Source organism: Anaerosphaera aminiphila DSM 21120, from assembly GCF_900129925.1.
Classification (GTDB): domain Bacteria; phylum Bacillota; class Clostridia; order Tissierellales; family Peptoniphilaceae; genus Anaerosphaera; species Anaerosphaera aminiphila.
This window is the reverse complement of the sequence record NZ_FQXI01000001.1, coordinates 181,115-203,347: the sequence shown is the minus strand read 5'-3', so window position 1 is coordinate 203,347 and position 22,233 is coordinate 181,115. Positions and strand designations below refer to the sequence as shown.

25 protein-coding genes and 1 other annotated feature are annotated in these 22,233 nt (G+C 30.4%); of the genes, 23 read left to right on the top strand and 2 right to left on the bottom strand.

Annotated elements, in window-relative coordinates:
• The first annotated feature begins 92 nt into the window (after positions 1–92).
• The 8 genes from BUB47_RS01060 (at position 93) to BUB47_RS01025 (ending at position 7,409) form a co-directional block, all read left to right on the top strand.
• Positions 93–644 (top strand): DUF5317 domain-containing protein, encoded by a 552-nt coding sequence (locus BUB47_RS01060; RefSeq protein ID WP_073182937.1) that lies wholly within the window; start codon positions 93–95, stop codon positions 642–644.
• A complete protein-coding gene (gene cdaA / locus BUB47_RS01055) occupies positions 641–1,480 on the top strand; it encodes a diadenylate cyclase CdaA (protein ID WP_073182935.1) in 840 nt (279 codons plus the stop codon). Before BUB47_RS01060 ends, cdaA begins: the two co-directional genes overlap by 4 nt.
• Entirely contained in the window at positions 1,452–2,687 is a 1,236-nt protein-coding gene (locus tag BUB47_RS01050; RefSeq protein WP_073182933.1) for a CdaR family protein, read from the top strand. The genes cdaA and BUB47_RS01050 overlap by 29 nt, the downstream gene beginning before the upstream one ends.
• Before the next feature lie 79 nt (positions 2,688–2,766).
• The gene (guaB, locus tag BUB47_RS01045) at positions 2,767–4,218 is read left to right on the top strand and encodes an IMP dehydrogenase (RefSeq protein ID WP_073182931.1); all 1,452 of its coding nucleotides are present in this window, start codon (positions 2,767–2,769) and stop codon (positions 4,216–4,218) included.
• 116 nt (positions 4,219–4,334) lie between these two features.
• Entirely contained in the window at positions 4,335–5,027 is a 693-nt protein-coding gene (locus BUB47_RS01040) for a response regulator transcription factor (protein ID WP_073182929.1), read from the top strand.
• A gap of 3 nt (positions 5,028–5,030) precedes the next feature.
• The gene (locus tag BUB47_RS01035) at positions 5,031–6,464 is read left to right on the top strand and encodes a sensor histidine kinase (RefSeq protein WP_073182927.1); all 1,434 of its coding nucleotides are present in this window, start codon (positions 5,031–5,033) and stop codon (positions 6,462–6,464) included.
• The gene (locus BUB47_RS01030; protein WP_073182925.1) at positions 6,457–7,005 is read left to right on the top strand and encodes a hypothetical protein; all 549 of its coding nucleotides are present in this window, start codon (positions 6,457–6,459) and stop codon (positions 7,003–7,005) included. The genes BUB47_RS01035 and BUB47_RS01030 overlap by 8 nt, the downstream gene beginning before the upstream one ends.
• 95 nt (positions 7,006–7,100) lie before the next feature.
• Positions 7,101–7,409 carry a cytochrome C biosynthesis protein gene (locus BUB47_RS01025; RefSeq protein ID WP_073182923.1) on the top strand — a complete coding sequence of 103 codons (309 nt, stop codon included), beginning with the start codon at positions 7,101–7,103 and terminating at the stop codon, positions 7,407–7,409.
• A gap of 22 nt (positions 7,410–7,431) precedes the next feature.
• Here BUB47_RS01025 and BUB47_RS01020 read toward each other — a convergent pair whose 3' ends face one another.
• Entirely contained in the window at positions 7,432–7,683 is a 252-nt protein-coding gene (locus tag BUB47_RS01020; protein WP_073182921.1) for a GIY-YIG nuclease family protein, read from the bottom strand.
• A gap of 1 nt (position 7,684) precedes the next feature.
• Entirely contained in the window at positions 7,685–8,290 is a 606-nt protein-coding gene (locus BUB47_RS01015; RefSeq protein WP_073182920.1) for a RecX family transcriptional regulator, read from the bottom strand.
• Positions 8,291–8,388: 98 nt separating this feature from the next.
• Here BUB47_RS01015 and BUB47_RS01010 point away from each other — a divergent pair, with 98 nt between their 5' ends.
• The 15 genes from BUB47_RS01010 to obgE all read left to right on the top strand — a co-directional run bounded on the left by BUB47_RS01010 (position 8,389) and on the right by obgE (position 22,231).
• A complete protein-coding gene (locus tag BUB47_RS01010) occupies positions 8,389–8,826 on the top strand; it encodes an FHA domain-containing protein (RefSeq protein ID WP_073182918.1) in 438 nt (145 codons plus the stop codon).
• Between the two features lies 1 nt (position 8,827).
• Positions 8,828–10,069, top strand: coding sequence for an FtsW/RodA/SpoVE family cell cycle protein (locus tag BUB47_RS01005; protein ID WP_073182916.1), 1,242 nt, complete (start codon positions 8,828–8,830; stop codon positions 10,067–10,069).
• Positions 10,070–10,077: 8 nt separating this feature from the next.
• Positions 10,078–11,496: a peptidoglycan D,D-transpeptidase FtsI family protein gene (locus tag BUB47_RS01000; protein ID WP_073182914.1), complete on the top strand. Its 1,419-nt coding sequence runs from the start codon at positions 10,078–10,080 to the stop codon at positions 11,494–11,496.
• An 11-nt stretch (positions 11,497–11,507) separates the two neighbouring features.
• Positions 11,508–12,221, top strand: coding sequence for a 2-C-methyl-D-erythritol 4-phosphate cytidylyltransferase (ispD, locus tag BUB47_RS00995; RefSeq protein WP_073182912.1), 714 nt, complete (start codon positions 11,508–11,510; stop codon positions 12,219–12,221).
• Positions 12,218–12,694: a 2-C-methyl-D-erythritol 2,4-cyclodiphosphate synthase gene (gene ispF / locus BUB47_RS00990; RefSeq protein WP_073182910.1), complete on the top strand. Its 477-nt coding sequence runs from the start codon at positions 12,218–12,220 to the stop codon at positions 12,692–12,694. The genes ispD and ispF overlap by 4 nt, the downstream gene beginning before the upstream one ends.
• A gap of 13 nt (positions 12,695–12,707) precedes the next feature.
• Positions 12,708–13,364, top strand: coding sequence for a fructose-6-phosphate aldolase (gene fsa, locus BUB47_RS00985; RefSeq protein WP_073182908.1), 657 nt, complete (start codon positions 12,708–12,710; stop codon positions 13,362–13,364).
• 1 nt (position 13,365) lies between these two features.
• Positions 13,366–14,334: a class II fructose-bisphosphatase gene (glpX, locus tag BUB47_RS00980; RefSeq protein ID WP_073182906.1), complete on the top strand. Its 969-nt coding sequence runs from the start codon at positions 13,366–13,368 to the stop codon at positions 14,332–14,334.
• A gap of 70 nt (positions 14,335–14,404) precedes the next feature.
• Positions 14,405–16,072 carry a transcription termination factor Rho gene (gene rho, locus BUB47_RS00975; protein ID WP_073183389.1) on the top strand — a complete coding sequence of 556 codons (1,668 nt, stop codon included), beginning with the start codon at positions 14,405–14,407 and terminating at the stop codon, positions 16,070–16,072.
• A 15-nt stretch (positions 16,073–16,087) separates the two neighbouring features.
• Positions 16,088–16,867 carry a TrmH family RNA methyltransferase gene (locus BUB47_RS00970; RefSeq protein ID WP_073182904.1) on the top strand — a complete coding sequence of 260 codons (780 nt, stop codon included), beginning with the start codon at positions 16,088–16,090 and terminating at the stop codon, positions 16,865–16,867.
• Positions 16,860–17,552: a DUF6873 family GME fold protein gene (locus tag BUB47_RS00965; protein WP_073182903.1), complete on the top strand. Its 693-nt coding sequence runs from the start codon at positions 16,860–16,862 to the stop codon at positions 17,550–17,552. Before BUB47_RS00970 ends, BUB47_RS00965 begins: the two co-directional genes overlap by 8 nt.
• Positions 17,553–17,820: 268 nt before the next feature.
• Complete coding sequence (thrS, locus tag BUB47_RS00960) at positions 17,821–19,728, top strand: threonine--tRNA ligase (RefSeq protein WP_073182901.1); 1,908 nt, start codon at positions 17,821–17,823, stop codon at positions 19,726–19,728.
• A 95-nt stretch (positions 19,729–19,823) separates the two neighbouring features.
• Positions 19,824–19,890: a sequence feature (ribosomal protein L21 leader region), on the top strand.
• Positions 19,891–19,903: 13 nt separating this feature from the next.
• Entirely contained in the window at positions 19,904–20,209 is a 306-nt protein-coding gene (rplU, locus tag BUB47_RS00955) for a 50S ribosomal protein L21 (protein WP_073182899.1), read from the top strand.
• Entirely contained in the window at positions 20,209–20,544 is a 336-nt protein-coding gene (locus BUB47_RS00950) for a ribosomal-processing cysteine protease Prp (RefSeq protein ID WP_073182897.1), read from the top strand. Before rplU ends, BUB47_RS00950 begins: the two co-directional genes overlap by 1 nt.
• A complete protein-coding gene (gene rpmA / locus BUB47_RS00945; protein WP_073182895.1) occupies positions 20,544–20,834 on the top strand; it encodes a 50S ribosomal protein L27 in 291 nt (96 codons plus the stop codon). Before BUB47_RS00950 ends, rpmA begins: the two co-directional genes overlap by 1 nt.
• Before the next feature lie 131 nt (positions 20,835–20,965).
• Positions 20,966–22,231 carry a GTPase ObgE gene (gene obgE / locus BUB47_RS00940; protein ID WP_073182893.1) on the top strand — a complete coding sequence of 422 codons (1,266 nt, stop codon included), beginning with the start codon at positions 20,966–20,968 and terminating at the stop codon, positions 22,229–22,231.
• The last annotated feature ends 2 nt before the right edge of the window (positions 22,232–22,233 follow it).

Genomic DNA, 22,233 nt, shown 5'->3' with positions numbered 1-22,233 from the left:
ACCGCTTAATTCAAGCGGTTTTATTTGTATTTATTTATGCAAATATTCTATATTGAAGAATAGAATATGTTATTATATGTTTAGGTGATAATGTGATAATTGAAGCTATACTTATAGGTTTACTTCTAGTTAAAATTTTAGGAGGAAACTTTACAAATTTAATGGAATTTAAAATTAAGGGCATTAAAGTATTATTAATAGGAGTATTATTAAACATTATTATTTATTTATTTTCAAGTGTGGACTTTGGTTTTGTCACAAAATTAATAATAGATAATTACACTGTTTTGCACATTTTTTCTCTGTTATTTATTATTGCAGGGTTAATTTTAAATTATGACAATGCAGGTATTGTAACTATTGTATTGGGGCTTAGCCTAAATATAATTCCAATTATACTCAATGGAAAGATGCCTGTTTCTAAGGAAGCACTAATTGCTACTGGAAATAGTAAAGTTATTGAAATAATAACTCAGGGGAGAAGTTTAAGTCATGGAATTTTTAATAGTCCAAAAGCTCTTTTTTTATCTGATATAATTGCACTTAAGTCCCCATATAGTCCGAAAGTTATAAGCGTAGGCGATATAGTAATAAGTGTAGGTCTTATTATTACAATAGTATTAATTTCGAGGAGAAGAACATGAATTTTTTATATGACATTTATAATGTATTTAGACTAAGAGATGTTGTAGACATATTGATAATTGCCATAATAACTTATAATTGTCTAAAACTAATAAAGGGAACTAGGGCAGAACAGCTTGCTAAGGGAATATTAGTAATATTAGTTTGTACAAAATTAAGTGAATGGTTTCAACTATATACTTTAAATTGGCTATTAGGCAAATTAATGGCTTGGGGAATGGTAGCTGTTTTAATAGTTTTTCAGCCAGAGTTGAGAAGAGGGTTGGAATTTTTAGGTAGGACTAGTTCAATTAGAACGAATTCAACAGATATATCTGACACTCCAACTATAGTAACAGAAATTTGTGATGCTGTAGCTTCACTTTCCAGACAAAAAATAGGAGCATTAATAGTATTGGAAAGGCAAACTGGATTAAGCGAGTTTGTAGAAACGGGAACTGAAATAAATGGATATGTCTCCAGTGGGCTGTTAATAAATATATTTATTCCCAACACTCCGCTTCATGACGGAGCAGTTATTATTGAAGGCAATAGAATTTTAGCAGCAGCTTGTTTTTTGCCGCTTTCAGATAGTGAAAACATTTCTAAAGAATTGGGAACTAGGCATAGAGCAGGTATAGGTATAACGGAGCGTTCTGATTGTTTAAGTATAATGGTATCAGAAGAGACGGGTTCGATTTCTACTGCTGAAAAGGGAGTTATATCTAGATATTTAGATATATCTACTTTGGAGAGTATTTTAAGTGAAATTTATAAACCTGTTATAGAAAATTCAGATTCAATATTTGGTAAGTGGGGGTTTTTCAATGAAAAAGACGAAGACAAAAAGCAATAGAGATAGAATGTTTCAACTTATATCAATTGTTTTTGCAATACTCCTCTGGTCCTATGTTAGAAGTGAAGTAGATCCTGAGAGAACAATTGTATATAAAAATATGGATGTAAGTGTTGAAAACTTAGCAGAATTAAAAGAAAATAATTTGTCTGTCATAATTTCAGAAAAACCTACTACTGATGTTACGTTGAGAGGAAGACAGTCTGTAATTTCAAAATTAGATAGGACTGACGTTAAAGCAAGTGTAGATTTATCAGGGTATGCAATAGGAGATCACAAGATACCGATAAAGGTCCAAGTGGATTCTACAAACGTAATTGTGGAGTCAAAAAATCCTTCTAATGTTTCTGTAAAAGTAGATGAAAATATTTCTAAACAACTTGAAGTTGATTTAAAAATAAAAGGAAATCCCGCTGAAAATTTTGTGCTTGGAAATATAAAACAAGCTGAATTTGTTACGGTTTCAGGTGCTAAAACTTATGTGGATTCTATAGATAAGATTATAGCAGTTGCCAATGTTTCCAATAAAAAAGAAAGTTCTGTCATGTCAATTCCGATAATTGCCTATGATAAAGAGGGAAATGAAATTGAAAATATAGAAATAGAGCCTGAAAAAATAGATTTTGAGATTCCAATTTTAAAAACAGAAACTGTTCCCGTTAAATTAAATGTTGTAGGAGAAGTTCCGGAAGGTGTTGACAGCAAGAAGTTTTCAATATATCCTGATTCTGTTTCAATAAAGGGTAATACAGCTGTAATTAATAAAATAAATGAAATTTCAACAGCTCCAATTACTGTAGAAGAGTTAATGAGTGGTCAAATTCCAGTAGAAGTAGAAATGCCAAATGGGATTTCTCTTGTGGATAATGACGTTAAATTTATAGCAAGTGCATCAGAAATAGTTTTAGAAGAACAAGAGGTAAAAATACCGATTGAAAATGTAAAAATATTAAATTTAGACACTAAATTAGAATTTAGTGAAGATGTGGAAACAGTTAAATCTATAGATATTACTATTGTTGCCAAAGATCCATCTTCAAAAGAAGTTTTAAATGTAGAAGATGTTACAGCTAGCATGGATTTTTTAAATTTGAAAGCTGGAGAACATGAAATTCAAATTAATATTAATTTACCAGAAAAATTTAGAGTTACAAAAATTACGCCAAAGAGTATCGTAGTTGAACTGGTTAAAAAAAGAATTTTTTAGAAAAATATAACTAATATTTGATTAATTAAATTATTGGTTTTATAATGTATTAAACTATATATTTTAAGGAGGAGATATTTTGCAATATGTTGGAGAGGGATTAACTTTTGATGATATTTTAATTTTACCAGGTAAATCAGATGTATTACCTAATTGTACAGATTTAAAAACGAAACTTACTAATAATGTTACTTTAAATATGCCACTAATGAGTGCGGGAATGGATACTGTTACTGAGGCTGGAATGGCAATTGCCATGGCACGAGAAGGTGGAATAGGTATTATTCACAAAAACATGTCAATAGAGAGACAAGCTCAAGAAGTTGATAAAGTAAAGAGATCTGAACATGGAGTAATAACAGATCCATTTTTTCTTTCAAAAGATCATACTATAAAAGATGCAGATGAATTAATGGGAAGGTATAAAATTAGTGGAGTACCAGTAGTTAATGAAAATGGTATCTTAGAGGGAATAATTACAAATAGAGATATAAGATTTGAAGTTGACTTAGACAGAAAAATAGAAGAAGTCATGACTAGTGAAAATCTTATAACAGGACATGAGGGAATTTCTTTAGATGGAGCATTAGAAATTTTAAGAAAATACAAAATAGAAAAACTTCCTTTGGTGGATAATGACTTCAAATTAAAGGGTTTAATAACTATTAAAGATATAGAAAAACAAGTACAATATCCAAATTCAGCAAGAGATTCAAGCGGTAGATTACTTGCGGGAGCGGCAATAGGTGTTACAAGTGATGTCATGGAAAGAGTTCAAGCTCTTATTAATGCCAAAGTAGACGTATTTGTAATTGACACTGCTCATGGACAGTCAAAATCAGTGCTAGAAGTTATAAAGGAGTTAAAAGCTGCTTTTCCAAATATTGAATTAGTAGCGGGAAATGTTGCTACTTACGAGGGAGCTTATGATCTTATTAAAGCAGGTGCTGACTGTGTAAAAGTAGGTATAGGACCAGGTTCTATTTGTACTACGAGAGTAGTTACAGGTATAGGAGTTCCTCAAGTAACAGCAATTTTAGAAGCATCAAGAGCTGCAAAAGAATTAGGGGTTCCGCTAATAGCTGATGGTGGAATAAAATATTCAGGAGATTTAACTAAAGCTATAGCTGCCGGTGCAGATGTAGTCATGATTGGTTCCTTATTTGCAGGAACAGATGAATCACCTGGAGAAGAAATATACGTTGAGGGAAGAAGATTTAAGACATATAGAGGAATGGGTTCTCTAGGTGCTATGAATTCAGGTTCCAGTGACAGATATTTCCAATCTGAAAGTAAAAAATATGTACCAGAGGGTGTAGAAGGAAGAGTACCATTTAAGGGTAAGGTTGGTGAAGTTATATACCAATTAATGGGAGGACTTCGCTCTGGAATGGGATACACTGGTGCACACAATATTGAAGATTTACAAACACATACAAAATATATGAAAATAACTCCAGCAACACTACAAGAAAATCATCCTCATAATATAACAATAACTAGAGAATCACCAAATTATATGGGAAGATAAATTATAAAAACTATGTATATTAATATACATAGTTTTTTAATATGTTCAATTCAATTGTATTTTGTTTTAAAGTTACTTATAATTAATAGTAGAAATAAAAAAGGTGAGGTTAGAAAATGAATACAAAAATACTTTTAGTTGAAGACGAAGATGCTATAAGAAAATTTGTTAAAATAAATTTAGAAAGAGAAGGTTATGAAGTCTATGAAGCTGGAACAGGAGAGGACGGTATAGAAATAGCTAGAGAAGTTACTCCCGAAATTGTAGTTTTAGATGTTATGTTGCCTGGAATTGATGGCTTTGAAGTATGCAAGATATTGAGATCGGAATTTCCAAATTTGGGAATAATAATGCTTACTGCCAAGGCAGAAGACTATGATAAGATAATGGGTTTACAAAATGGAGCAGACGACTATTTATCTAAACCATTTAACCCTACTGAATTAACTCTTAGAATAAAATCGCTTGAGAGAAGAATTGAGCCAGAGGAAAATGTTAGTAGAGAGTTAATAATTCATGAACCCTTTAAATTAGACAAGTACTCTAGAAAATTTTACAAAGATGACATTGAATTAGAACTGACTCCTACAGAATATCAAATTATGAAAAACTTTATGGAAAATCCTGGAAAGGCACTAAATAGAGATGAAATATTAAAATTAGTATGGGGAGAAGACTTTGTGGGAGATTCTAAAATAGTAGATGTAAATATAAGACGACTTCGTTCAAAAATTGAAGAGAATCCTGCCAGACCAAAATTTATAGAGACAGTTTGGGGTTTGGGATACAGGTGGCATATTGGGGTGTAAATATTGAATAAGAGTATAGGAAAAAGACTTGTTAGAAGTTTTTTGCTTATAATTATATTGGCTGTAATAACAATTGAAATATTTTTAGTCGTTGGATTTAAAGATTTTTATTATGGCAGTGTGGAAACAGAGTTAGAAAATGGAATTTCAATATCTGTAGATTATTTTAAAAAATTTTATTCAAGTAAAACTGTTGAAGACTTAGTAGATGAAAATAGTGAGGAAAATGAAATCCTATGGTCTCATATAAATTCAGAAATACAGATTTTAGATTTAAATGGAAATGTTGTTTCTGATAGTATTGGAGTGCTGCCTAGTAATCCTGTTGAAACAGCAGATGTAAAAGGAGCTAGAAACGGTAAGAGAGTATCATATGTGGGCTCAAGTAATTACACGAACGAAATGGTGATGTCTATTGCAGAGCCTTTAAAAAACAGTAGTGGCGAGGTCATAGGCTATCTTAGATTCATATCGTCAATGGAAGAGGCAAATAAAGCAATTTTAAAGACAACCTTAACAATGGGACTCTTTGGGTTAGTAGTTGTTTTAATTACAATGTTTATGAGTTACTTATTGGCAAATTCTATTGTAAAGCCAATTAAAGAACTCACATCTGTTGCAGAAAAAATGGTTGACGGTCAGTACAAAGTAAGATCGACTGTAAAGACAAATGATGAATTAGGACAACTTTCAAAGACTTTAAATACAATGGCTGAAGAAATAATAAAAAGAGATCAAATTAAAAATGACTTTATTTCTTCAATATCTCATGAACTTAGAACTCCGCTTACTTCCATAAAAGGTTGGGCAGTAGTATTAAAAGGTGCAGACAAAGAAGAAAAAGAATTGATAAATGACGGTCTTACAATTATTGAAAATGAAAGTGATAGACTTGCCAAAATGGTTGAAGAACTTTTGGACTTTTCCAGATTTATTTCAGGTAGAATTCAACTTGAAAAGGATACTTTTAATATTACGGACACCTGTAATGACGTTGCAAAACAAATGAAGCCAAGAGTTGAGTCGAATAAAGTTGATTTTATAAATGAAGTCAAAGAAGAGAAAGTGTTAATTATTGGAGATGAAAACAGAATAAGACAAATATTGATAAATTTAATTGACAATGCCATAAAATTTACTTCTGAAAAGGGTTGGGTAAAGTTTCAAGCTTATAAAGAAGGAGAATACTACTCAATGTTAGTTTCAGATAATGGCGTTGGAATTTCAAAAGAAGATTTAGCTCATGTAAAAGAAAAATTTTATAAGGGCAAACATTCAAAGAGTCATAGTGGGTTGGGACTTTCCATAGCAGATGAAATTGCAAAATTACACAATGGAAAGCTTGAAATATTTTCTGAAATAAATATAGGTACAACTGTAAAGGTATCAATTCCAATACCAACTCCAACAAATAGTAAGGAGGAAGTAAATGAATAAAAAATTAGTAGCTATGTTACTTATTGCGTTGTTATTTCTTTCAAGCTGTTCTTATATAAATACTGATGTGGGAGTAGTAGAGCCACCTACACTAAAGAAAACTCCCTTAGACGGAAAATGGATAATAACAAAATCTATTTTTAAAGATAAAATCAATGAAAATAGTTTTGAATACAAAGACCTAATAGGTGCTGATGTTTTATTTTCTTCTCAGGGAATAATAATAGGACAAATGTACTCTACTAAAGTTAATTATAAAATAAAGAGAATAGATACAAATAAACTTTCAATTAATGACTATAATATTGATTCGGATAAGTTAAATATAGATGTGGAATATATTTATTTAGTAGATGTTTACAATGATGAAATGCACTATAAAGTATTAAAAGTATCTGAAGAAATAGCTTATTTAATAACAGAGGATGCTTTTTTGCAAATTACCAGAGTATCAAATACTATTTCTGAAAAAGAATTTGAAGAACACTTAAAAAGTATCGAAGAAGAAAAGGAAAACATGGCATATTTAGATTATCAATAAAAACATCTTAAAAGAGTAAGTGGAAAAAAAGTTGTTTTAAAGTTATAATGTATGTTATAGTTTTTAGCATAATAAATTTGAGTTTGAGGTGAAAAATGTCAAAAATTCTAAGCTTAATTTCAGAACATAGTCAATATTTAACTATTTCTATATATGTAATAATATTGGCAGTAGTTATAACTTTTGTAGTAAATTTTGTTGCGAAGAATTTAAAATTTGCAAAGTATTTGCCAGGTCTAGCTTTGATTTGTATAGGAATGTTTTCTTTTCTATCTGTCATGAATGATTTGTTTAACCCTGAGAATTTAAGCAATCTTGCGATATTTGTAATTGGTTCAGCAGCAGGTATAATTTCACTATTGTTTGCACTTATAATAGGAATTATGCAAAGTGGGAAAGATTAATTAGCATGGAATAACAATTTTGTTATTCACATGCTTTTTTTATAATTTTTAATTTTTCTTTTCTAGTTAATTGCTTTATTTCATATTCTCTTTTTAAAGCCTCTGACTTAGTTTCAAATTTTTCATAGTATTTTAAAGATACAGGAGTTCTTGGCTTTGTATATTTTGCACCCTTTTTATTATTATGTGTTTCTATTCTCTTTTCTAAGTCATTAGTATAACCTGTATATAAGGACTCATCACTACACTGTAGTATATAAACATAGTATTTCATTTTATAACAATTCCCTCATTATTTTTTTTATCTGACCATAGTCATAGCCCTTGCCAATTAAATGTCTAACTGTTTTTTCGTAGGTATTCTTACTATTTCTAAGGGAGTATATTTTTTTACTGCAAGCATATCTTAAGTTGGTATAGAGCATATCTTGTGGGAGTTTAGATATTACTTCATTGACAATGTCTTCATCTATGCCTTTAAATAAAAGCAAATTTTTTATTTTTAAATCGCCATACTTGTTAATTTTAAGTTTATCGTTGGAGAATGCAACAGCGTATTCATAGTCGTTTAAGTATTTTAAATTTTTAAGGTATTCAATAGTGTAGTTGATTATATCTTTTTCAATTTCAGATTTTTTTAAGTAATCTCTAACTTCTTTTTCTGTCTTCCTATTCCTCAAAAATTTTAAGCTTAAATTAATAGAATTATATTTTTCATTTTCAAATATTATATCGTCAATTTCATTCTTATCAATTTCTTTACTTTTGTATAGGTTGAACTTTACAAACGTATCTTCATGGACAGTGAACTCAAGGTCTTCACTGGTAAATATAGTAAAGCTTTTATTGTCTTTAGTATAGACAATTTTAGTTATTATCATAAAATCACCAATAGTATTTTACCATAATAAGAGCTAAATGTTTTATTTAAAAGCATTTTATGTTATTATATTCATGATTAATAATGCGAGGTGGAGCTGTGTTTGAATTAATTTCACAAATTTTAAAATATGTTTTTATTTTAATTATATATCTTTTTATTCTAAGTATACTAAGGCTTATGTACTTAGATATAAAATCAATGGACAAAAAAGGTTCTTCAATTGATGCAGCTTATTTAAAAGTTGTAAACAGATTAGATACTTTAGATTTTAAAATGCAAGATTACTACGTTTTAAAGGGTAAAGTCACTATTGGAAGATCTTCAAAAAGTGACATAATTATAAAAGATAATTTTGTAAGTAAAAATCATGCCTTAATTAAAGAGGAAAAAAATGTGTTTTTTCTAGAGGATTTAGATTCAGCAAATGGAACTTTTTTAAATGGTGAAAAAGTTTACGATATAATAGAGCTTAGAAATGGAGACAAATTGGGAATTGGATTAATTCAGTTTATATTTGTTGACAATAGGGGGTAACATGTTAGATAAAGTATTAAAGACAAGGCGCCCGAGAGATTTACTTTTAGTATTTGAATTATTAACAGTACTATTGCTTTTTTTATTTAATAATACTAATGTAGATAAATATATAGTAATATTATTTTTGGGTTTAATTTTAATCATTTATATATCAAATTTCATTTTGGGAAGAGTTTCCACAGGGGATAATTATTTATTTTTAATAGTGTCAATGCTCATGACTATAGGAATTATTACAATATATAGAATAAATCCGGACTTGGGCATTAAACAACTTGTGTGGATTCTCGTTGGAATATCTGTTTTTTACATTACTTATTTTGCTATTAGAGGTCTTAGAAAACTTGAAAAACTAACTTTAATTTACTTGGGAATATCTATTTTACTATTTCTTGCTACGGCGATTTTTGGAAGAGAAATTAATGGAGCGAAAAACTGGATAAAAATAGGTAGTTTTTCATTTCAGCCCAGTGAAATTACAAAGATACTTCTCATATTCTTAATAGCTTCTTATTACACTGATTTTCAATATAAAATAGACAAGAGATTTAAATATAGACCTTATGTATTAATGGTTGTAGTTTACTTTTTAATAGGTCTCTTATTTTTGCAAAGAGACTTGGGAACAGCTGTAATTTTTTGGTCAATATTTACTGGTGTGCAATTTATCTATGAAGAAGATAAAAAAGCCCTTTTTATAAATATTGGTTCAATGGCTATTGGAGCGCTGGCTGGTTATTTTTTATTTAATCACGTGAGAGTTAGAGTTGATATTTGGCTAAACCCATGGACAGAAAAAAATATTTATGGAAATGGACGACAAATTGTTCAGTCCCTTTTTGCAATAGCTGAAGGTGGTTTTTTTGGAACTGGTATAGGTCTAGGATATCCTAAATTACTTCCTGTTGTAGAATCTGACTCTATATTCCCGTTAATTTGTGAAGAAATGGGAATATTTGCAGGAATAGGAATAATTATGCTGTTTATGTTGTTAACTTATAGAGGCATAAAAATAGCTATAAAACAGGAATATAAATTCTATAGAATTCTTGCAATATGTGTTTCAATTCTCTTTGCGGTACAGGCCTTTTTAAATATTGGAGGGATGATAAAGTTAATCCCTATGACGGGACTTACTCTTCCATTTATTTCCTATGGAGGAACTTCTATTCTTTCAAGTTTTATGGCATTGGCTATACTTCAAGTGGCAAGTGAAGATATGTCATATAAATATGAGTGAGGTATAAAATGAATATTAAGGAAAATAAAAAAATATTAGTGCTCTTAGTATTTTTAATAGTTTTATTTATGTCTTTAGTTGTATATTTAAGTTATTTTACAATATTTAAAGCTTCTGACGTTTCAAATAATGCAGCAAATAGAAGAGGAGCTCTTCAAGAGCAGTCAATAAAGAGAGGAACTATCTATGATAGAAATGATGAAGTGCTGGCTTATTCTGATGGAGAAAAGGGCAACTACCAAAGACACTATACTTACCCTACAATATATGCACATGCTCTTGGATATTACAGTAAGGTTCAAGGAAAATCAGGGCTTGAAGAAAAGTATAACAAATATCTATCTGGTCAAGATGGAAATAGAGTAGTAAAGGAAATAAAAGCTTTTTTTGACAAGAGCATAGATCCTAATTCCGGAGATAGTTTAAAAATGACTACTGATACTAATATTCAGCAAAAATCAAGGGATTTGCTAGATGAATATGGAGAACAGGGAGCTATAGTTGTAATGAATCCCAAAACCGGAGAAGTATTGTCACTAGTTTCTTATCCTGACTTTAACATACAAAATATAGATGCAGACTCTGCTGCAATAATAGAGCGAAATAAAGGAGAACTTTTTAATAGTGCTACTCAATCACTATTTGCACCGGGTTCAATTTTTAAAATAATTACGTCAGCGGCAATATTAGAATCCGGAATAAATCAAAATTATACAGATACAGGAGAAGAAAGTTTTGGAGGGCTTCCAATAAAAAACTCAAATCAAAAAGTATATGGAGATGTAAATTTAAATACTGCCTTTACTTATTCTATAAATACTTATTTTGCAAATAAGGCAGTGCAAATTGGAAATAAAAAATTAGGAGAAGTTTCAGAAAAATTTATGTTTAATAAAAAAATAGATTTTGACTTACCAGTAGCCGTTTCAAAATTTAATTATGAAAAGGCCGAAAGTAGAGCTTTAGCAGAATCTGCTATTGGACAAGGTCTTGTAACGACTACTCCTTTTGAAATGTGTTTGGCAACTTCTGCAATAGCAAATGGCGGAAAGATTATGAAACCGTACATGGTTTCAGATATTGTTTCCACTGATGGCAGTAGCATAATGAAAAAAGAACCTGAAGTTCTTTCTGAGGCTACAAGTGAAGAAAATGCAAATATAATTAAAAATATGATGATTTCAGCAGTTAATAAGGGTTCAGGAAAGCCGGCAGCAATAAGAAGAGCTCAAGTTGCAGGTAAGACAGGTACAGCTCAGCTTACTTCTGAAATAAACAATGCTTGGTTTGTGGGATTTGCGCCTGCAGAAGACCCGCAAATTTGCGTAGCAGTAGTAGTTCAAAATGTTGAGGGATTGGGTGGAGAAGTTGCAGCTCCAATTGCCGGAGAATTAATAGACTACTCACTAAAACAAGTAAATAAATAGGAGGATATCTCGTGTATAAAGATAATTTTGTGACAGCATTTATAGCGGCAGCAGGAATGGGAAAGAGGATGAACCATCCAATTAACAAACAATTTTTATCAATAAATGGTGCACCTATTTTAGCTTATACAATAAAAAAAATTGAATCCTCTAAATATATAGATTTTATAATTTTATTAATAAAACAATCTGATATTAACTATGTTGGAGAAATAGTTAATAAGTATAAAATTAATAAACCTTTTAAAATTGTCTATGGTGGTGAAGAAAGACAAGACACTATTTACAATGGTTTGTTAAATATGCCCTGTGAAACTGATATTGTACTAACTCACGATGGCGCCAGACCTTTTGTAAGTGTAGAAAAAATTAATAATTCCATTGAAAGAGTTTTTGAAACGGGTGCTTGTACACTTGCAAATCCCGCAAAAGATACAATAAAAGTTTCATCTAATGGAAAAATTGTGGACTATACTCCAAATAGAGATGAATTGTGGGCAATTCAAACACCGCAAGTTTTTTTAACACCCATTATAACTAAGGCCTATGAACAAGCTTTTGAAGAAGAATACTATGGAACTGATGACTGCTCACTAGTAGAAAAAACGGGGAAAAAAGTTACTTTAATATTAAATGACTACAATAATATTAAAATTACTACTCCGGAAGATTTAACTATAGCAGAAGCTATTTGTAAGGAATATAATATTGAGGAGGATTTATGAGAATAGGCATTGGATATGACGTGCATAAACTAGTTGAGGGAAGGAAACTAATAGTTGGAGGAATTGAAATTAAGCATAATAAGGGACTATTGGGACATTCTGATGCAGATGTTTTAATACATGCAATAATGGATTCAATACTTGGAGCTTTAAATCTTGGAGATATAGGAAAATTATTTCCGGATACAGATATGGCCTATAAAGATATAGATTCAAAAATACTTTTAAGTAGAGTTTATGAAATTATGGTATCTAAAGGCTATGAAATAGGTAATTTAGATTCTGTTGTAGCAGCAGAAAAACCTAAATTTAAAGACTATATTGAAGAGATGGAAGGTGTTATAGCAAATATTTTAAAAACTGATATAAGCAATATATCCATAAAAGCTACTACTACAGAAAAGTTGGGGTTTGTAGGTAGAAAAGAAGGTATTTCAGCAGAAGCTGTAGTGCTTTTAAAAGAAAAAAATTAAAAGAGGCGATAATATGAAGTTTTTTATAGATACGGCAAATATAGAAGAAATAAAAGAAATTAATTCTTGGGGGATACTATCGGGAGTCACTACTAATCCAAGTTTAATTGCAAGAGAGGGAAGAGTTTTTGAAAATGTAGTAAAAGAAATTACAGAAATTGTAGATGGTCCAATTTCAGCTGAAGTTACTGCTACTGAATGTGATTTAATGGTAAAACAAGGTAGAGAACTTTCAAAAATTCACAAAAATATAATAATAAAAATTCCGATGATGGAAGAGGGTTTGAAAGCTGTTAGTATTTTGTCAAAAGAAGGGATAAAAACTAATGTAACACTTATTTTTTCTGTAAATCAAGCGCTACTTGCTGCAAATGCTGGAGCAACCTATGTGAGCCCATTTTTGGGAAGATTAGACGATATTGGTCAAGATGGTATGGAATTGGTTTCAGATTTAAGTGAAATATTTGACATATATGGAATAAAAACTGAAATAATAGCTGCAAGCATAAGAAACACTATGCATATATATGAGTGTGCTAAATGTGGTGTTGATATAGCAACTGTGCCTTACAAAATTTTTAAACAAATGAATAAACATCCATTGACAGATTCTGGAATTGAAAAATTCTTAGAAGATTTTAAGAACGTAGAGACAAAAGGGGAGTTTTAATATGAATAGAAATTTAGCTTTGAACATAGCAAGAGTAACAGAGGCAGCAGCACTTTCTTCAGGCAAGTACCTTGGCAAGGGAGATAAAAATGCAGCAGATGGCGCAGCTGTAGATGCAATGCGTAGAATGTTTGACACAGTGGAAATTAATGGAGAAGTAGTAATTGGTGAAGGAGAAATAGATGAAGCACCAATGCTATATATAGGAGAACACATTGGAAAAGATGGCGATGACTTTGACAAAGTTGATATAGCAGTAGATCCTTTAGATGGTACTACATCTATAGCAAATGGGATGAATAATGCCATTGCAGTAGTTGCTGTTGCTCCAAAGGGATGTCTGTTAAATGCGCCTGACGTATATATGGATAAAATTGCCTGTGGACCAAAAGCTAAGGGAATGATTGATTTAGATGACTCAGCCGTAAATAATATTAAAAGAGTAGCAGAGGCACTAGATAAGAATATAGAAGATATAACTGTTGCTGTTTTAGATAGACCGAGACATGAAAAACTTATAGAAGAAATTCGCTCAGTTGGAGCTAGAATAAAAAAAGTATCAGATGGTGATATTTTAACAGCGATAGAAACATGTTTTGATGATTCGGGAGTGGATTTAGTAATAGGAATGGGTGGTGCACCAGAAGGCGTTATTGCTGCGGCTGCGTTAAAGTGCCTAGGGGGAGATTTCCAAGGGAGATTACATCCTACAGACGATGCTCAGTTAAGTAGATGTAGAGAATTTCACAGCGACTTAGAAAAAATTTATTATATTGATGACCTTGTAAAGGGAAATGAAGTTATATTTTCTGCTACAGGAGTTTCTAAAGGTGAAATTTTAGATGGTGTAAAATACTATGGCAAAGATGGAGCTAGAACAGAGAGTTTAGTACTTAGACTACCTAGCGGAACAGTTAGATTTATTAAATCAAACCATAAATTATCACAAAAACCAGATTACGCTAAATAAAAAGTTCAGACTAAAAGTCTGGACTTATCTTTTAGGAGTGGAGGAAAATTTGAAAGAAGTTAATGATAATATGTTAAATGTAGAAAATAGTGATGTATTGCTTAATAAATCTATTGAAGACTTGCGTAAAATTGCAATTTCTATGGGTTTAAAAGATCACAACTCACTAAGTAGAGGTGACTATTACAATTATATTGTAAAGGGAAAAAGTCCAAAAATATCAAGTTATAAAAGAGAAGAATTAGAAAATTATACAACGATTGATCTTAGAAATATTGCCAATGAATTAAATGTTCCACAATCATATAAATTAAAAAAAGAAGAACTAATAGACACCATTTTAAACTTACAGTCAAATTTAGAAGAAGAAAGTCAATTTATTAACAAGCTAAACAACATGAATGTATCTAAACTTAGAGAAATAGCCGACAATTTAAATATAAAAAAATCCTATAACTATAAAAAAACTGAATTAATAGATGAAATAATTAATCTGCAAAAATATAATAGCGAACTAGATTTAGATGACTATGATGAGTCTATAGAAACTGAGGAAGTGGAAGAGATAAATGTTGAAGACCTCTCTGACAATGCCACTGAAATCATAGAAGATATGAAGGACATTAATTATGTCAGCGGAATTTTAGAGTTACATCAGGATGGATATGGATTTTTAAGAGTTCACAATTATTTACCAGGTGAAGGAGATATTTATGTTTCCCCATCTCAAATTAGAAGATTTAGATTAAAAATGGGAGATGAAGTAGAGGGGGTTATTAGACCTTCTAAACCTGGAGAAAATTACAATGCTTTGATTTATATAAAAAGTGTAAACTCTGCCGATCCGAATCTATGTGTAAATAGACCTTATTTTGACAATTTAACGCCAATTTATCCAAGACAAAAATTAATATTGGAAAATGAAAAAAATGATGTTGCCACCAGAATTATTGACTTAATTTCACCTATTGGAAAAGGACAGAGAGGGCTTATAGTATCTCAGCCTAAAAGTGGTAAAACAACTTTATTAAAAAGGCTTGCCACATCTATAGCTAAAAATTATCCAGAGGTAAAATTAATAGTCTTGCTAATAGATGAGCGACCTGAAGAAGTTACAGATATGAAGAGATCAGTAAATGGAGAAGTTATTTACTCAACTTTTGACGAATTGCCTAAAAATCACACTAAGGTAGCAGAAATGGCAATTGAACGTGCAAAGAGATTAGTTGAACAAAAAAAAGATGTTGTGATTTTACTAGACTCACTTACAAGACTTGCAAGAGCGTATAATTTAGTTACTCCAACAAGTGGTAAAACTTTATCTGGTGGATTAGATCCACTTTCACTTCATAAACCAAAAAGATTTTTTGGTGCAGCGAGAAATATTGAAGAAGGTGGAAGCCTTACTATTTTGGCAACGGCATTAATTGAAACCGGTTCAAAAATGGATGATGTTATTTTTGAAGAATTTAAGGGCACTGGCAACATGGAAGTTCACTTGGATAGAAAACTCTCAGAGAGAAGAGTATTTCCAGCTATAGACATATACAAAAGTGGTACTAGAAAAGAAGAGTATTTACTAAGTGATAAAGAATTAAATTTTGCTAGAGAAATTAGAAAAGCAATGAGCAGTGAATCTACAAAAGACATAACCGAATTTATAATAGAAAACATTGTAAGTACGGAAAAAAATGATGATTTTATAGATAAAATAATGAGAAAATTATCAAAAAAATAGTAAAGAGTGATTTAATTGATTATAAAAAGTAGTGAAAATAAAAATTATAAATTTTTGAAATCATTGTTAAATAAAAAATACAGAACAAAAGAAAAACTGTTTTTAGTTGAGGGTATTAAAGTTATTAGCGAATCTCTTGAATACTTTAATCCAAAGTATATGGCGGTCTCTGAGGATTTTTATTTAAAAAACCAAAATGAAGAAATTATAAAAACCTTAGAAGAGTCCACTGACTTCTTTTTCATATTTCCTGATATACTTTTTAATAAATTAAGCGATACAGAAAATCCTCAGGGAGTAATAGCTTACTATACTCATATTCACAAAACAGGAATTTCAACTATAAATAAAGGCAGATATATATTACTAGATGATGTAAAGGACCCTGGCAATGTAGGTGGTATTATAAGGTCAGCAGACGCCTTTTTAATCGATGGCGTAATACTTACAAGGGAATGTGTTGATTTATATAATCCAAAGCTAATTAGGTCTACTATGGCCTCGATATTTAGAGTTAACATATATACTATAGATGAAAAATCTGAAATTTTAAATTTAAGGAAAAATGGATTTAAAATTGTAAGCACTTCCATTGAAAAGTCAAAATCTTCATATAATTATTCCTTTGAAAAAAACAGTGTTTTTATAGTTGGAAATGAAGCGAGGGGCGTAAGTGAAGAAATGTTTAAGTATTCAGATGAAAATATTCACATACCCATGTCAAATAAAGTGGATTCCTTAAATGTAAATGTTGCCAGTTCTATAATAATGTATGAGATGAATAGAAATGAATAAAGTAATAGTTGACTGTAAAATTAGTGATAATATAAAAAATGCCCTAATTAATAAAGACTTAAAACTTTTTTATACTAAGCAAAACAAAGCTCTCTTAGAGCCGATTAATTCTCACCCAGATATGTTAGTAAGACAATTGTCAAAGAGAGAATTAATTTGTGACAAAAGCAATCTATCTTATTATAAATCTATTTTTAATGATTATGATGTCTTGCCGACAACTAATTATTTAGAAGAAAAATATCCTAGAGATATAGTTTTAAATTATGTTGTTTTTAAAAACTATTTTATACATAATTTAAATTTTACAGACAAATACGTTTTAAATGCTTATAAAAAAAGAAATTACAAGTTTATAAATGTGACTCAAGGGTATACAAAGTGTAGTGTAATTGTAGGTGAAAATTCATTGATTACATCAGATAAAATAATCTATGATAAATTAAAAAACCTTGAAAACATACTCTTAATTGATCATAAGCAAATAATATTAAAGGGTTTTGACTATGGATTTATTGGTGGAACTTCGGGATTGGTAAATGGTGAAATACTATTTACTGGAAGCTTAAAAAAGCATAGTTCTTACAGGGAGATAATTAATTTTTTAGAGCTAAACAATGAAAAGTATTATTTTTTAACAGATGAGGATATTGTAGATTTTGGTAGTATAATAGAAATTGTATAAAAATAATATAAGTAGTTGATATTTAAAATTGAATGTGCTATTATAATGTTACTTTTTACGAAGATGGGACGAGTAAAATAGACTATACTTAAAAGAGAAGAGAATCTAGGCTGAAAATTCTCAAGGAAAATCTATTTGAAAACTAACCCGGAGTACTTTGGTAATGCAAAGCGTTGGTTGCGATAAGACTTTTGAGAATTAATTAAGGTGGAACCACGGTCTATCGTCCTTTTGGATGGATAGATCTTTTTTTATTTAGGAGGATATTATGATAATAAAATTGCCAGATGGCTCAGAGAGAGAATATGAATCAAAGAAAACTGTAAAAGAAATTACTATGGATATTTCAGAGGGGCTAGCTAGAGTAGCTTTAGGTGCTGTAGTAAATGGTGAAACTTTAGGAATGAAAGATGAAGTAACTGAAGATGCTGAATTTAAAGTAGTAAAGTTTGAAGACAAAGAAGGTAAACAAATTTTTTGGCACACTACTTCACATGTTATGGCATATGCAATACAAAACTTATTTGATAATGTAAAATTTGCAATTGGACCTTCCATAGATAACGGATTTTACTATGATGTAGATTTAGAGCATAGATTTATACCGGAAGATCTTGAAAAAATAGAAGCTGAAATGAAAAAAATCATAAAAGAAGGCTATGAAGTTGAAAAAATTTCAATGACTAAAAAAGAGGCAACAGAATTCTTTAAAGAAAAAAATCAAGACTATAAGCTAGAATTAATTGAAGGTTTAGAAGATGAGGAAGTTGGAATCTATAAAATAGGTGACTTTTATGACTTGTGTAAAGGACCTCATCTTGAAAATATAAAATCTATTAAGGCAATTAAACTTCTATCAATAGCAGGTGCTTATTGGAGAGGTGACGAAAACAATAAAATGCTTCAGAGAATTTATGGGATTTCATTTGAAAAGAAAAAACAACTTGATGAATATATAGAGAGAATGGAAGAAGCTGAAAAAAGAGATCATAGAAAACTAGGCAGAGAACTTGATTTATTTTCTATGCATGAAGAAGGTCCTGGTTTTCCGTTTTTCCATCCTAATGGAATGATTTTAAGAAATGAACTATTAAATTGGTGGAGAGATATATTAATTGAAAATGGATATGGAGAAATTCAAACTCCGATAATCTTAAGTGAAGCTCTTTGGCATAAATCAGGACACTGGGATCACTATAAAGAAAATATGTACTTTACTAAAATAGATGGAGAAGACTACGCTATTAAACCTATGAACTGCCCTGGATCTACAATAGTATATGCAACATCACCACATTCATATAAAGAACTTCCAATAAGATATTCAGAATATGGACAAGTGCACCGTCATGAGTTATCAGGCGCACTACACGGACTATTTAGAGTAAGAACATTTACTCAAGATGATGCCCATGTCTTTTGTTTACCTGAACAAATAGAAGATGAAGTATTTAAAATGATAGATTTGGCAGATTTTCTATACTCTACTTTTGGTTTTAAATATAAAATAGAGCTTTCTACAAGACCTGATGACTTTATGGGCGATATTGAAACTTGGAATATGGCTGAGAAGAGTTTACAAGATGCTCTTGAAAAGAGAAATATGGAATATACTATTAATGAAGGGGATGGAGCTTTCTATGGTCCTAAAATAGACTTCCACTTAGAAGATGCCATAGGTAGAACATGGCAATGTGGAACTATCCAACTTGATTTCCAAATGCCAGTGAACTTTGATTTGACTTATGTTACTGAAAAAGGTGAAAAAGCAAGACCGGCAATGCTTCACAGAGCACTATTTGGTTCAATTGAGAGATTTTTAGGAATACTAATAGAACACTTTGCAGGTAAATTTCCTTTGTGGCTATCTCCAACTCAAGTTGAAGTTATACCAGTATCAGAAAAATTCAATGACTATGCAAAAAAAGTAGTTGGAGAATTAAAAAAGTCTAAAATTAGAGTTAATTTAGACGAAAGAGCTGAAAAAGTAGGATATAAAATTAGAGAAGCACAACTTAAAAAGATTAACTATATGTTAGTAATAGGTGAACAAGAAGTTAATTCCGGAAAACTTTCTGTTAGAAAGAGAAATGGAGAAGAATTAAAAGATGTTTCTATTGATGATTTTATAAGTAATCTAAAAGAAGAAATTGAAACAAAAGAAATTACTGAGTAGTAAAATATAAGTGGAGGAGTATCCACTTATATTTTGTTGATATTTCAATAAATGCTTAATATTTTATTGCAAAAGGAAGTTCATTATGATATTATAATTAACTGTAACCGCACAGAGTATGGTCTAAAAATATTACCTACAATGGCGAGTCTTATATTTAAGGAGGTGCTACAAGATGTATGCAGTAATAGAAACAGGTGGAAAGCAATATACAGTAAAAGCCGGAGACAAAGTTAAGGTTGAAAAACTTAATGCAGCAGAAGGAGAAAAAGTAGTTTTTGATAAAGTACTTTTAGTTGGTTCTGATGATGTTAAAGTTGGAAAACCCTATGTAGAAGGTGCAAAAGTGGAAGCTAAAGTTCTTCTTCAAGCTAAAGATAAAAAGATAATTGTATATAAATACAAATCTAAGAAGAATGAAAGAAAGAAAAAAGGACACAGACAACCTTTTACATTAGTTGAAATTGAAAATATTATTTAATGACTAATATAAAAATTTATAAAAGAGACCTAAATTATATGGGATTTGAATCAAAGGGACATGCAGATTATGAAGATGGAGAGTATGATATAGTGTGTGCTGCTATTTCAATACTTACTCAAACTCTATATTTCAATTTAATTGACAATTGCAATATAGCTGATTCTTCAATAGATTCAAAACAAGATGAAGGTTATTTAAAAATTCTTTTAAAAGATAATGTAGAAAATAATGAAGGAGTTCAAAATTCTTTTAATTTTATGATTAAGGGATTAGAACTACTAAAAGCACAGTATTCTAAATATTTTAAATTAGAGATAATGGAGGTGCAGTAATGATAAAGTTTGATTTACAACTTTTTTCCTCAAAAAAGGGAGCAGGTTCTTCAAAAAACGGTAGAGACTCAAATGCCAAGAGATTGGGCGTTAAAAAAGGTGATGGCCAGTATGTAATATCTGGCAACATACTTGTAAGACAAAGAGGAACTAAAATTCACCCAGGTGAAAACGTAATGCGTGGTGGAGATGATACTCTTTTTGCAGTTGCTGATGGCCGTGTAAAGTTTGAAACAAAAAACGGAGGCAGCAAAAAAGTAGTTAGTGTTTATACAGAAGAATTAGCATAAAAAAGTCGTAGCTTGCTACGACTTTATTTTTTATAAACTTAGATATATTGTAGATATTTTAAGTATAATGTAAAAGTTTTTTTGAAAAATACGTGATATAATTATTATAAATAAATTACAAAGGTGGAATTATGTTTATAGATGTAGCCACAATAAAATTAAAAGCGGGTAATGGTGGCGATGGAGCTGTTGCTTGGAGAAGAGAAAAATATGAACCAGCTGGAGGACCAGCAGGTGGAGACGGCGGAGCAGGTGGCAATATTATATTTAAAACTGATGAGGGAATTCACACTCTAATGGATTTTAGATATAAGAGAGAATATAAAGCGCCTAGTGGAGAAAACGGAAGAAATAAAAAACAGTTTGGAAAAGATGGGGAAGATATAATATTAAAAGTTCCCGTTGGAACCCTTATAAAAGATAAAAATACTGAGGGAGTAATTGCTGATTTAAAAAGTAAAGATCAGAAATTTATTATTGCAAAAGGTGGAAGAGGCGGTAAGGGAAATGCAAAATTTACTACTTCTACAAGACAGGCACCTGCTTTTGCACAAGCTGGATCAAAAGGTGAAGAAAGAGAAATAATTTTAGAGTTAAAACTGCTAGCTGATGTAGGGTTAGTTGGATTTCCAAATGTTGGTAAATCTACACTGCTATCAGTAGTTTCTGCTGCAAAGCCAAAAGTTGCAAACTACCACTTTACGACACTAAAACCAAATTTAGGAGTTGTGAATTTGGGAACAGAGATGAGTTTTGTAATTGCAGATATACCAGGACTTATAGAAGGAGCAAGTGAAGGGCTAGGTCTTGGAGATGAATTTTTAAAACACGTTGAAAGAACTAAAATTTTAATACATGTTTTAGATATATCAGGCTCTGAGGGAAGAGACCCAATTGACGACTTCTTTAAAATAAATAGTGAACTTAAGAATTATGATGAAAGACTTTCTACAAAGCCGCAAATTATTTTTGCCAATAAAATGGATATTCCCGGAGCTGAAGAAAATTTAAAATTATTAAAAGAAAAACTTGGAAAAGATTACAAAATATTTTCAGGTAGTGCAGCTACCACAGAGAATCTTCAAGAATTAATGAAATATACATTTAATGAACTTCAAAATTACGAAGAAGAATATGAAACTTATGATGAAGAATATGTTGCCGTAGAAGAAAAAGAAGAGGGCATACGTGTATATAAAGAATTTGATAAATATATAGTTGATGGACCTTATATTGAAAAATTAATGAGATCAACTAATTTTGAAGATGTGGATTCACTTAGATATTTTCAAGAGAATTTACGTAAAAACAAAGTAATAGAGAAGTTAAAGGAACTGGGAATTGATGAAGGGGATTCAGTTTTTATACTAAAATATGAATTTGAATTTTTTGAATAGAG